Here is a 12296-nt window from a genome sequence, read left to right as displayed (position 1 = left end):
CCCGTTGTAGAGCCGAGCCCATGCTCGGCTGCATTCGGTCAGGTTTGCGGGGGCGATGCATTGGAGCCGAGCGTAGGCGCGGCTGTATAGGCCTCAGCGCTCGCCGGCGTAGGGATCGGCGATGCCGAGCTCGGCCAGGATGTCGCGCTCCAGCTGTTCCATCGCCTCGGCTTCCTTGTCGTCCTCGTGGTCCCAGCCAAGCAGGTGCAGCACGCCGTGCACGGTCAGGTGCGCGTAATGGGCGTTGAGCGCCTTGCCCTGTTCGTCGGCTTCGCGGGCCACCACCGGTGCGCAGATCACCAGGTCACCCAGCAGCGGGAACTTGACGCCCTTGGGCAGGCCTTCGGGCACTTCGGCCGGGAAGCTGAGCACGTTGGTGGCGTAATCCTTGCCGCGGTAATGGCGGTTCAGCGACTGGCCTTCCTTGGCATCGACCACGCGGATGGCCAGATCGGCCTCGCGGATGCGGCCCTTCAACGCAGCGGCCACCCACTTGCGGAAGCTCACTGCCGCCGGCAGCCCGGTACGCGGCAGGGCATAACTGACGGCGACGTCCAGTCGCACGGGACCACGGGTCATGGCGTTGCTCCAGGCTGGATCTGATGCAGGTCGCGGCGGTCGTAGGCGCTGACGATGCGCGCCACCAGCGGATGCCGGACCACGTCGCGGGATTCGAAGAAGGTGAAGCTGACGCCCTCGACCTCGCGCAGCACATCGATGGCATCGCGCAGGCCGGATTTCACGTGCTTGGGCAGGTCGGTCTGGGTCAGGTCACCGGTGACCACCGCGGTGGAGCCGTAGCCCAGGCGGGTCAGGAACATCTTCATCTGCTCGATGGTGGTGTTCTGCGCCTCGTCCAGGATCACGAACGCATCGTTGAGCGTGCGGCCGCGCATGTAGGCCAGCGGCGCGATCTCGATGACGTTCTTCTCCAGCAGCTTGACCACCTTCTCCACGCCCATCATCTCGTACAGGGCGTCGTACAGCGGTCGCAGGTAAGGGTCGACCTTCTGGCTCAGGTCGCCGGGCAGGAAGCCCAGCTTCTCGCCGGCTTCCACCGCCGGGCGCACCAGGATCAGGCGCTGCACCCGCGACTCGTTCAGTGCTTCGACCGCGCTGGCCACGGCCAGGAAGGTCTTGCCGGTTCCCGCCGGGCCGATGCCGAAGTTGATGTCATGCGTGGCGATCTGGTGCAGGTAGCGGCCCTGGTTGGCGCCGCGGCCACGTACCGTGCCGCGCTTGACCTTGATCGCCACGTCCTGCGCTTCGTAGGAGCGTTCGGCGATCTGCTCGACGTTGGCCTGCGCCAGGCGCAGGTGGATGGCGTGGTTGTCGAAGGTGGTTTCGCCGGCTTCGGCGTACAGCGCTTCAACCAGCTTCTGCGCCTCCACGATGGCTTCGTTGGGCCCGCTGATGCGGAACACGAAGCCACGATTGGCGATCTCCACGCCGAGCTTCAGCTCGATCTGGCGCAGGTGCCCATCGAAGGGGCCGCACAGGTTGGCCAGTCGCTCGTTGTCTTCCGGCGACAGGGTGAAGTCTCGATGATCGATGCTTTTCATTGCTTGGGGTGGGGCGGGGTCGCCGTCCACCGCGATGGACTCGGGGTGACAAGGTTACGCGCGTACCGGGCATGCGGCCAGCGGCGGGCCGATACGCGGTTTTCCACACCCGGTGTGGACGGGGGGCGCGAAAAGCTGTGGATAGGCCTTCGCAGTGCTTGTGCCACAAGGCGTATGAGGTGGTGGTGAAAAAACCGTCACGGTCGGCCGGCGCCTGTGACGGCAGCGCATCTTCCGTTGCCAGGCAGCCAGTACGGCCGCCCCCGTCCGGTTCTCCACACCGGCTGTGGAATGATGCTGAATCAAGCTGTGGATAGGTGGCGAGGAACCTTGCAGCAAAAGGCTTGCCCGCGCGTGGCGAAAAAACCGTCAGGGCTGATCGGAATCATTGAAGGTGCACGGGGCAGGTGGCACCGTGTCGCCGTCGCAGGAGGGGATGGCATGGGCATCGGCAACGGGATGCGTGGACTCGGACTGGCGGGCATCGGCCTACTGGCGGGCTGTGGGCAGTCAACGCCAACGGCGCTGGGCACGCTGGAGTGGGACCGGATCACGGTGCCGGCGCCGGCGGCCGAGGTGATCGCCACGGTGGAGGTGCGCGAGGGCCAGCGGGTCAAGGCCGGGGCCGTGCTGATGCAGCTCGACCCCGCCCGCGGCGACGCGCAGTTCGCGGCGGCGCAGGCCGACACGGCGCGCGCGCAGGCCCAGCTGGAAGAGCTGAAGCTCGGCCCGCGCCAGGAACAGATAGCACAGGCCCGGGCACAACTGGCCGCGTTGCGCGCGCAGTCTGCTGAAGCCACTGCCTACTACCGTCGGGTGCAACCATTGGCACGCCAGCGCCTGATCGCCGCCGCCGAGCTGGACCGTGCACGGGCGGCCGCCGGCAATGCCGCGGCCAGCGTGCGTGCCGCCGAGCAGGCCTGGCTGGAACGGGTGCACGGCAGTCGCGCGCAGGACATCGCCCAGGGCCAGGCGGCCGCCGACGCCGCACAGGCGCAGCAGGTGGTGCAGCGCGTCAACCTGCAGAAGCTGCAGCTGCGCGCACCGCGCGATGGCGTGATCGATGCCTTGCCCTACCGGCAGGGTGACCAGGCACCGATCGGGGCGCCGCTGGCGGTGATGCTGGTCGGCGAGCGCCCCTATGCGCGCGTCTACCTGCCGCAGCCGCTGCGCCTGCAGGTCAAGGTCGGTCAGCCGGCGCAGATACAGCTGGAGGGAGGGGGCACCGTACTGAAGGGCCATGTGCGCGCGATCCGCAGCGAGCCTTCATTCACCCCGTACTACGCACTGACCGGCGATGACGTCGAGCGCCTGAGCTACCTCGCCGAGATCGACGTGGATGCAGCCAGCGACATGCAGACGCTTCCGGCCGGACTGCCGGTGCAGGTGCGCTTCTGAACACCGGTGCGGACATCGCGGTGCATGCGCAGGGCCTGACCCGCCGCTTCGGTGAACTGCTGGCCGTGGACAAGGTCGACCTGACCGTCCCGCGCGGGCAGGTGTACGGCTTCCTGGGCCCGAACGGGTCAGGCAAGTCGACCACCATCCGCATGCTGTGCGGCCTGCTGGAACCCAGTGCGGGGCAGATCGAGGTGCTGGGCCTGGCGGTTCCCGAGCAGGCCGAAGCACTGCGCCGGCGCATCGGCTACATGACCCAGCGCTTCTCGCTGTACGAAGACCTGTCGGTACGCGAGAACCTGGAATTCCTCGCCGCCATCCAGGACCTGCCGCGCAACCACGCCCGGCAACGGGTCGATGCGCTGCTGCAGCAGTACCGGTTGCAGGACCGGCAGCCGCAGCTGGCCGGTACGCTCAGTGGTGGACAGAAGCAGCGCCTGGCCCTGGCCGGCGCCGTGGTGCATTCGCCCGAACTGCTGTTCCTGGACGAGCCGACCAGCGCGGTCGATCCCGAGTCGCGCCGCGATTTCTGGGAGGCCCTGTTCGAACTGGCCGACGCGGGAACCACGGTGCTGGTGTCGACCCATTACATGGACGAAGCCGAGCGCTGCCATCGCCTGGCGATCCTTGATCGCGGCGCACTGGTGGCCGACGGCACGCCGGCCGAGCTCTGTTCACGGCTGCAAGGACGAACGCTGCAGGTCACGTCATCGCAGCCACGCCAGGCCAGCCGCGTGCTGGCCCAGCTGCCCGGCGTGCTGAGCGTGGCGCAGATCGGCACCCATCTGCGCGTGCTGTGCAATGAGGGCGTAGCGGATGTCGCAGTGCTGCGGCGCGCGCTGGCCAGCGCCGACCCGCAAGCGCATATCGAAAGCGTGGCGCCGAACCTGGAGGACGTGTTCGTGGCCGCCACCCGTGGCCGTGGCAGGGAGCCAGCGGCATGAACCTGCGCAGGCTGTGGGCGATCATGCTCAAGGAGCTGCGGCAGCTGCGCCGCGACCGCGTCACGCTGGCGATGATCGTCGGCATTCCGGTGATGCAGCTGCTGCTGTTCGGCTATGCGATCAATCTCAACCTGCGCCACCTCGATGCGGGTATCGCCGACCAGGCCAACAGCGCCGCCTCACGCGTGCTGGTGCAGGACATGGTCGCCACCGGGGTGATCACGCCGCGTACTGAAGCGTACAGCCCGGACCAGCTGATGCAGGCGCTGCGCCGCGGCGAGATCAGCGTCGGCATCGTGGTGCCGGCCGACTTCGAGCGTCGCCGCTTCGATGGACGCGAAGCGGTACAGGTGCTGGTCGATGGCAGCGACACCGTGGTGCAGAGTGCGGCGATCCAGCTGGCGCAGGTGCCACTGGATACGCGCCCGACCAGCAATACGCGGCCGTTGCGCGAAGGCAGCATTGCCAGTGGCCAGGTCAGCGTGACCAGTTTCTACAACCCGCAACGGCTCTCGGCGGTGAACATCGTGCCCGGCCTGATCGGGGTGATCCTGACCATGACCCTGGTGATGTTCACGGCGGTGGCGGTGGTGCGCGAGCGCGAGCGCGGCAACATGGAACTGCTGATCGCCACGCCGGTATCGCGCAGCGAACTGATGGTCGGCAAGGTGCTGCCCTATGCAGCCATCGGTCTGCTGCAGACCACGCTGGTGCTGGTGCTGGGCACCTGGCTGTTCCAGGTGCCGATCCGCGGCAGCCTGCTGGACATCTACCTGGCCGCGGTCCTGCTGGTGCTGGCCAACCTGGCGCTGGGCCTGCTGATCTCCACGCGCGCGCGTTCGCAGTTCCAGGCGATGCAGATGACCCTGTTCCTGTTCCTGCCGTCGATCCTGCTGTCGGGCTTCATGTTCCCGTTCGCCGGCATGCCGCGGCCGGTGCAGTGGCTGGCCGAAGTGCTGCCGTTGACCCACTTCCTGCGCCTGGTGCGCGGCATCATGCTGCGCGGCGCCTCGCTGTGGGAGCTGTGGCACGACGCGCTGGCGCTGCTGGCCTTCATCGTGGTGATGATGACGCTGGCGATCCTGCGTTTCCGCAAGCGCCTGGATTGAGGCCGGTCATTCGGTAGTGCCGGCCGCTGGCCGGCATCATTTCCGGTGGGCGCCGACCGTTGGTCGGCACACCCTAGTGGTGCCGGCCGCTGGCCGGCATCATTTCCGGTAGGTGCCGACCGTTGGTCGGCACACCTTATTCCGCCACCACGCGCCCACGCAGCGAGTTGGTAAGCGCTTCGGTGATCACCACATCCACGAACTGCCCGATCAGGCGCGCAGGCGCCGGGAAATTCACCGACCGCATGTTCTCGGTCTTGCCGGTCAGTTCGTTCGGATTCTTGCGCGACGGCCCTTCCACCAGCACGGTCTGCACGGTACCAACCATCTTTTGCGAGATGCTGGCGGCGTGCGCATTGATGCGCTCCTGCAGGCGCGACAGGCGGGCGTGCTTCTCGGCATCGCTGATCGTGTCCTCCAGATCAGCCGCCGGTGTACCCGGTCGACGCGAATAGATGAAGGAGAAACTGTGGTCGAAGCCGATGTCTTCGATCAGCTTCATGGTCTTCTCGAAGTCGGCATCGGTCTCGCCGGGGAAGCCGACGATGAAGTCCGAGCTGATTGAAATGTCCGGGCGCACCGCGCGCAGCTTGCGGATCTTCGACTTGAATTCCAGCGCGGTGTAGCCGCGCTTCATCGCCGACAGCACCCGGTCGCTGCCGGCCTGCACCGGCAGGTGCAGGAAGTTGGCCAGCTGCGGAACGTCGCGGAACGCATCGATCAGCGAATCGCTGAACTCGAGCGGGTGCGAGGTGGTGAAGCGGATGCGGCCGACCCCATCGATCTCGGCGATGGTGCGGATCAGCAGGCCGAGGTCGGCAAACTCACCGTCTCCATACGGGCCGCGATAGGCGTTGACGTTCTGGCCGAGCAGGTTGATCTCGCGCACGCCCTGCGCGGCGAGCTGCGCCACTTCCACCACCACGTCCTCGAACGGGCGGCTGACTTCGGTGCCGCGGGTGTAGGGCACCACGCAGAACGAGCAGTACTTGGAACAGCCTTCCATGATCGACACGAACGCCGAGGCACCTTCGGCGCGTGGCTCGGGCAGGCGGTCGAACTTCTCGATCTCGGGGAAGCTGATGTCCACCTGCGGGCGCTTCTGCTCACGCCGCGCGCGGATCAGTTCCGGCAGGCGATGCAGGGTCTGCGGACCGAACACAAGGTCCACAAACGGGGCGCGCTTGATGATCGCTTCGCCTTCCTGCGAGGCAACGCAGCCGCCCACGCCGATGATGACCTCGCGGCCCTTGTTCTTCAGGCCCTTCCACACGCCGAGTTGGCTGAACACCTTCTCCTGCGCCTTCTCGCGGATGGAGCAGGTGTTGACCAGGATGACGTCGGCATCGTCCGGGCTGTCGGTCAGTTCCAGGCCATCGCTGGCGGCAAGCACGTCGGCCATCTTGGACGAGTCGTACTCGTTCATCTGGCAACCGTGGGTCTTGATGTACAGCTTGCCCTTGACCTGGTCGGGCTTGCGCGGACCAGCGGGCAGGGCAACGAGCGGGGTACCGCCCGGGGTGGCGGGCGGAAAGACGTCTGGCGTCCCGGTCATGGCGCTTAATCCATTCGGGTGGCGGGAAAGCGGGCAATTCTACCCGCATCCCGCGCCAGCCGCCGCGCCCTTGTAGAGCCGAGCCCACGCTCGGCTGCTCTTCCCGCTTCCCATGGGGCAGCCTGGCATGGCCTGGCTCTACTGAAGCCAGCCGAGCGTGGGCTCGGCTCTACAAGGAAAGCCGGCCGGCGCTGCTCCGGCGCTGCTTATGCCGCCGCCAGCTCCGCATCGATCTGCCGCGAACGGTCGAAGGCGGTCATCGCGCTCATCCGTGCGATGTAATCAGCCGTGGCCGGCGCAGGCTGCACCAGGCCGAAGGCCGTGGTCCAGGCCAGCGCATTGCCCCACAGCACGTCGGCGGCACTCATCGTCTCGCCGAGCAGGTAGCGACCCTGTGCCAGCTGGGCCTCGACCACCTGCAGCACGGTCTCGGCGTCGTTGTACGGCGACATCAGGCGCGGCGGCGGCTCGCGGTGCATCGCCTTGTCGATCATCGCCGGCTCGAAACAGGCACCGTAGAAGGCCATCCAGCGCAGGTAGGGTCCGCGCAGGGCGTCGCCGATCGGCGGCGCCAGCCCGGCCTCCGGATACAGGTCGGCCAGGTACAGATAAATGGCCACCTGTTCGGTCACCAGCGCGCCGTTGTGGACGATGGCCGGCACCTTGCCCATCGGGTTGATGGCCAGGTAGGCCGGGGCCAGGTTGGCGCCGGCCTTCAGGTCCAGCACCTGCATGCGGTAGTCGGCACCCAGCGCTTCGAGCAGGGCCACGGCGCCGCTCGAGCGGGATCGGGCGGCGTGGTACAGGGTGATCTGGCGTGAGGTCATGGCATTGCTCCTTGCGGTGGGTGGTGAACTGGAAGCCATCCTGGGGCACTATTGCGGACGACTTCTGTCCTCGATTCTTCATGCGCCATACCGCCCATCGACTGCTGCGCCTGATCGCCCTGCTGCAGGCCCGCCGCCAGTGGTCCGGGGCTGAGCTGGCCGAGCGCATGGGCGTGGACCGGCGCAGCATCCGCCGTGATATCGAACGCCTGCGCGAACTGGGCTATCCGGTGCGGGCCTCCTCGGGGGTCGGCGGCGGCTATCAGCTGGGGGCCGGGGCACCGGTATTGCCGATGCTGCTGGACGAGGAGGAGGCGACCACCCTGGCCATCGCCCTGCGTGCCGCGTCCGCGTCCGTCGCCGGCATCGACGACACCGCGCGGGGCCTGTTGTCCAAGCTCGACCCGCTGGTACCGACCCGCCGCCGCCAGCAGGCCGGCGAGGTGCATGCGGCGACGGCCACCCTGTCCGACCTTCCCTCCACCGACGCACGCCTTCTGGGACGGCTGGCCCAGCATTGCCGGCAGGCGTCACGGCTGGCCTTCGAGTACCGCAGTGCGCAGGAGGCGGTGACCCAGCGCGAGGTCGAGGCGCAGCACCTGGTCAACTATGGGCGGCGCTGGTACCTGCTGGCCTGGGATCTGGGCCGGCAGGACTGGCGCACCCTGCGCGTGGACCGGATGGGCGCGGTGCGCGAATGCGCCGGGCCGGGCATGCATCGACGCCCGCCCGCGCCCCCGGACGTGATGGTGCGGCAGGCGGTCAGCCAGGCGCCCTTCGCGCTGCAGGCCATCGTCCGCCTGGCCGGCAGCCGCACCGAGCTGGAAGGGCGCATCCCGCCGTGGTGTGGTGTGCTGGAGGCTGATGGCGCCGACCATTGCCTGTTGCGCATGGGCGCCGAGAGCGGCGGCATGATGCTGGCGCAGATCCTCAGCCTGGACCGGGTGCCGGTGGCGTTGTGGACCACACCGCCGGGCCTGCGCGATGAGCTGGCACAGCGTTTGGCCGGATTGGGCCAGGTGCTGGCTGTGCCACCGGTCACAGGCTGAGCCGCGTCGCTTGGCAAGCCCCGGCGAAGCTGGGACACTCGCGGCATGAAGGGGATACTGGGGACAACGGCGATCATCATCGCTGCGCTGACCGCTGCGCCGGCCAGCGCCGGCACCCTGTACAAGTGCCAGGGCGCCGACGGGGTCACCAGCTACGTGAGCAAGCGAGTGGCCGGCGCGCGCTGCAGCAGCATCAGCTACAGCCGCGATACCCGCCCGGCACCGCGCCCCGTGGTGGCCGCACCGAAGCCTGCGCCGACCTCGGTGGCCAGCATCGAACGCAATCCGGTCGCTGTGGCGGCCAGCGCTGCTGCGCCCGCTGCGGTCGCGCCGACGCCTGCTGCACCCGCGCCTGCCGCGGCACCGACGGCCTCGCGGGCCGGGCGGATGGTCAGCGGCCAGGTCTATTCCTTCATGAAGGATGGGGTGCGCCACTACACCAGTGCGCGGCCGACCCAGGTGGCCAACCTCGGTCCGGTGCGCACCATCCGCTACAGTTTCATGGAGCGCTGCTACGCGTGCGGCGTCAACCCGCGCGTGGACTTCGGTTCGGTGCGCCTGAACACCACCGCGTTCCAGACCGAGATCACCTCGGCGGCACGCGAGTTCGGCGTCGAGGAGGCCGTGGTGCGTGCCATCATCCACGCCGAATCGGCCTACAACCCGACCGCGCTCAGCCGCGCCGGCGCGCAGGGCCTGATGCAGCTGATGCCGCCGACCGCGGCCCGCTTCGGGGTCAGCGATTCCTACGATGCCGCGCAGAACATCCGTGGTGGTGTGCAGTATCTTGCGTGGTTGCTGAAGCGCTTCAATGGCGACCTGACCCTGGCCGCGGCCGGCTACAACGCCGGCGAAGGCGCGGTCGACCGCCACGGTGGCGTGCCGCCCTACAGCGAGACCCAGTACTACGTGCGCCGGGTTGGGCAGCTGGCCGAGCGTTACCGCACCGCCCTGAGTCACCAGTAGGTGCCGACCGTTGGTCGGCACTCCCTTGAACAGGTGGGTGCCGACTGTCAGTCGGCACTCCTTGCAAAGAGCGTTGTGTGGCGCGCGACGGTTCCGCTACACTCGCCCATGATTCAATGCGGCTCTGGCCCCCACCGGATCCGCTGGCAGCCTTAAAGCTACCTAATCAATATCGGAGTGCCGGATGGCCAACGATGGGGTACACGATCCAGTCAACACCGGACGTCGGCGTTTTCTTTCTGCCACCACTGCTGTGGTTGGCGCCGTCGGCGTCGGATTCACCGCCGTTCCTTTCATCAAATCCTGGAATCCCAGTGCCCGCGCCAAGCTTGCCGGTGCACCGGTCGTGGCCGACATCAGCGCCCTGCAGGAAGGCCAACGCCTGATCGTGGAGTGGCGTGGCCAGCCGATCTGGATCGTCAAGCGGTCCAAGGCGATCCTGGATGCACTGCACGGGCTGGATGGCCGCCTCAAGGACCCCGAGTCCGGCGAGAAGGACCAGCAGCCGGACTACGTGCTGAAGCAGAACCCCGAGCTGCGCTCGATCAAGCCGGACATCTCCGTGCTGGTCGGCCTGTGCACGCACCTGGGCTGCTCGCCGGAAATGGTCGCCGAGATCCGGCCCGAGCCTTATGACCCGCAGTGGAAGGGCGGTTACTTCTGCCCCTGCCACAAGTCGCGCTTCGACATGTCCGGCCGCGTCTTCAAGGATGTGCCGGCGCCGATCAACCTGAAGGTGCCCGCGCACCACTACCAGGACGACAACACCATCATCATCGGTGTCGATCCGCAGGGGGCTGCCTGATGGCCAATATCCTCAGCCGTACCGCCAGCGGCGTCGCCGACTGGGTCAATGCCCGCGCGCCGGGCCTGATGCCGGTCTATCGCAAGCACGTCAGCGAGTACTACGCGCCGAAGAACTTCAACATCTGGTACTACTTCGGCTCGCTGGCACTGCTGGTGCTGGTCAACCAGATCGTCACCGGCATCTTCCTGACGATGCACTACAAGACCAGCGCCGCGGAGGCGTTCGGCTCCATCGAATACATCATGCGTGATGTGGAGTGGGGCTGGCTGATCCGCTACATGCACTCCACCGGCGCCTCGCTGTTCTTCATCGTGGTCTACCTGCACATGTTCCGCGGCCTGCTGTACGGCAGCTACCAGAAGCCGCGCGAGCTGGTGTGGATCCTGGGCATGCTGATCTACCTGGTGCTGATGGCCGAAGCCTTCATGGGCTATGTGCTGCCGTGGGGCCAGATGTCGTTCTGGGGCGCCAAGGTGATCATCTCGCTGTTCGGCGCGATACCGGTGATCGGCAACGGCCTGACCGAATGGATCATGGGCGACTACCTGCCCAGTGACGCCACGCTCAACCGCTTCTTTGCATTGCACGTCATCGCACTGCCGCTGGTGCTGCTGTTGCTGGTGGTGCTGCATCTGGGCGCGCTGCACGAAGTGGGGTCGAACAACCCCGATGGCGTGGAGATCAAGAAGGGGCCGAAGGGCAACCGCTGGTCGCCGAATGCGCCGGCCGACGGTATTCCGTTCCACCCGTACTACACGCTCAAGGATGGTGTCGGCGCCGGCTTCCTGCTGATCATCGCCGCCTTCATCATCTTCTTCGCACCTGGCTTCGGTGGCCTGTTCCTGGAACACGACAACTTCACCGAGGCCAACCGCCTGGTGACCCCCGAACACATCAAGCCGGTCTGGTACTACACGCCTTACTACGCGATGTTGCGCGTGGTACCGAACAAGCTCGGTGGCGTGCTGGTGATGTTCTCGGCCATTGCAATCCTGTTCCTGGTGCCGTGGCTGGACAAGGCCAGGGTGAAGTCGGTGCGCTACCGCGGCTGGATCTCGAAGGTGATGCTGGGCGTGCTGGCGGTGTGCTTCGTGTGGCTGGGCGTGATCGGCTCCGGCCCGGGCACCGACGTGCATGAAACCTACATCGGGCGGGTGCTGACCTTCCTGTACTTCGCGTTCTTCATCACCATGCCGCTATGGACAAGGTTGGACAAGACCAAGCCGGTACCGGAGAGGGTGACCACGCATGACTGAGCGCTGGATGGTCCGGCTGGCCCTGACGGCCACCCTGATGCTGGGCAGTTTCCTGGCCTCCGCCGCCGAGGGCGGCACCAAGCTGCTGCAGGCCGGCAACGACCTCGGTGACCGCGCCTCGCTGCAGCGGGGGGCGCAGCTGTACATGAACTACTGCTCCGGCTGCCATGCGCTGAAGTACCTGCGCTACTCGCGGATGGCGCAGGACCTGGGCCTGACCGAAGAAGAGGTGATGAACAACCTCAACTTCACCGGCTCGGCGATCGGCGACCCGATCCCGGTGGCGATGCCCAAGGAAAACGCGGAGAAGTGGTTCGGCAAGATGCCGCCCGATCTCAGCCTGATCTCGCGCGTGCGGGGCAGTGACTGGGTTTACACCTATCTCAAATCGTTCTATCTGGACAGCAGCCGCCCGCTGGGCTGGAACAACGCGCTGTTCGCCAACGCCTCCATGCCCAACCCGCTGTGGGAGATGCAGGGGCTGCAGCATGCAGTGCACGGCAAGGCGGAAGCGCCCGGCATGGACCCGCCGGTGACCGGCCTGAAGATTGAAACGCCGGGATCGGTCGATGCCGGGCAGTACGACCAGGCCGTGCGGGACATCACCAACTTCCTCGAATACGCCGGCGAACCGGCCGCACTCAAGCGCCAGCAGCTGGGCGTGTGGGTGATCCTGTTCCTGGCCCTGCTGACCTTCCTGCTGTATCTGCTGAAGAAGGAATACTGGAAGGACGTTCACTGATTCTGCCGCCGGCCATCGCATGGGCCTATTGGCTTTTGTGATGGTCGGTTGCACACTCGGGGAGGAGTCGACCGCTGGCA

General features: G+C 67.0%; 12 protein-coding genes. 8 read left to right on the top strand and 4 right to left on the bottom strand.

Translation table 11 applies throughout. From position 1 onward, the window contains the following. Window positions 1-93: 93 nt before the first annotated feature. Window positions 94-579 (bottom strand): rRNA maturation RNase YbeY, encoded by a 486-nt coding sequence (ybeY, locus tag AB839_RS04925; RefSeq protein WP_061478510.1) that lies wholly within the window; start codon window positions 577-579, stop codon window positions 94-96. Further along, entirely contained in the window at window positions 576-1562 is a 987-nt protein-coding gene (locus AB839_RS04920) for a PhoH family protein (RefSeq protein ID WP_005415936.1), read from the bottom strand. The genes ybeY and AB839_RS04920 overlap by 4 nt, the downstream gene beginning before the upstream one ends. A gap of 441 nt (window positions 1563-2003) precedes the next feature. Here AB839_RS04920 and AB839_RS04915 point away from each other — a divergent pair, with 441 nt between their 5' ends. Genes AB839_RS04915 through AB839_RS04905 form a run of 3 tightly spaced genes read left to right on the top strand, consistent with a single transcriptional unit; the run spans window position 2004 to window position 5013 of the window. Further along, window positions 2004-2960, top strand: coding sequence for an HlyD family efflux transporter periplasmic adaptor subunit (locus AB839_RS04915; RefSeq protein WP_061478509.1), 957 nt, complete (start codon window positions 2004-2006; stop codon window positions 2958-2960). A gap of 20 nt (window positions 2961-2980) precedes the next feature. Further along, on the top strand, window positions 2981-3904 hold the full coding sequence (locus AB839_RS04910) for an ABC transporter ATP-binding protein (RefSeq protein WP_061478508.1): 924 nt from the start codon (window positions 2981-2983) through the stop codon (window positions 3902-3904). After that, window positions 3901-5013, top strand: a complete 1113-nt coding sequence (locus AB839_RS04905) for an ABC transporter permease (protein ID WP_061478507.1) — start codon at window positions 3901-3903, stop codon at window positions 5011-5013. The genes AB839_RS04910 and AB839_RS04905 overlap by 4 nt, the downstream gene beginning before the upstream one ends. 136 nt (window positions 5014-5149) lie before the next feature. Here AB839_RS04905 and miaB read toward each other — a convergent pair whose 3' ends face one another. After that, window positions 5150-6568 (bottom strand): tRNA (N6-isopentenyl adenosine(37)-C2)-methylthiotransferase MiaB, encoded by a 1419-nt coding sequence (miaB, locus tag AB839_RS04900; protein ID WP_061478506.1) that lies wholly within the window; start codon window positions 6566-6568, stop codon window positions 5150-5152. 206 nt (window positions 6569-6774) lie between these two features. Further along, window positions 6775-7395, bottom strand: a complete 621-nt coding sequence (locus tag AB839_RS04895; RefSeq protein ID WP_061478505.1) for a glutathione S-transferase — start codon at window positions 7393-7395, stop codon at window positions 6775-6777. 80 nt (window positions 7396-7475) lie between these two features. On the opposite strand from AB839_RS04895, the gene AB839_RS04890 reads away from it, so the two are divergent. The 5 genes from AB839_RS04890 (at window position 7476) to AB839_RS04870 (ending at window position 12216) form a co-directional block, all read left to right on the top strand. Next, window positions 7476-8444 carry a WYL domain-containing protein gene (locus AB839_RS04890; protein WP_061478504.1) on the top strand — a complete coding sequence of 323 codons (969 nt, stop codon included), beginning with the start codon at window positions 7476-7478 and terminating at the stop codon, window positions 8442-8444. 45 nt (window positions 8445-8489) lie between these two features. Next, window positions 8490-9410, top strand: a complete 921-nt coding sequence (locus tag AB839_RS04885; protein WP_061478503.1) for a lytic transglycosylase domain-containing protein — start codon at window positions 8490-8492, stop codon at window positions 9408-9410. 184 nt (window positions 9411-9594) lie between these two features. After that, window positions 9595-10215: a ubiquinol-cytochrome c reductase iron-sulfur subunit gene (gene petA / locus AB839_RS04880; protein WP_004151998.1), complete on the top strand. Its 621-nt coding sequence runs from the start codon at window positions 9595-9597 to the stop codon at window positions 10213-10215. Then, on the top strand, window positions 10215-11474 hold the full coding sequence (locus tag AB839_RS04875) for a cytochrome bc complex cytochrome b subunit (RefSeq protein ID WP_005408840.1): 1260 nt from the start codon (window positions 10215-10217) through the stop codon (window positions 11472-11474). The genes petA and AB839_RS04875 overlap by 1 nt, the downstream gene beginning before the upstream one ends. Continuing rightward, window positions 11467-12216, top strand: a complete 750-nt coding sequence (locus AB839_RS04870; protein WP_005415947.1) for a cytochrome c1 — start codon at window positions 11467-11469, stop codon at window positions 12214-12216. Before AB839_RS04875 ends, AB839_RS04870 begins: the two co-directional genes overlap by 8 nt. Window positions 12217-12296: the final 80 nt, after the last annotated feature.

The organism is Stenotrophomonas sp. DDT-1 (assembly GCF_001580555.1).
Lineage (GTDB): Bacteria > Pseudomonadota > Gammaproteobacteria > Xanthomonadales > Xanthomonadaceae > Stenotrophomonas > Stenotrophomonas sepilia.
Note: the sequence above shows the minus strand (reverse complement) of the source record. Positions and strands in the feature narration are given on the sequence as shown.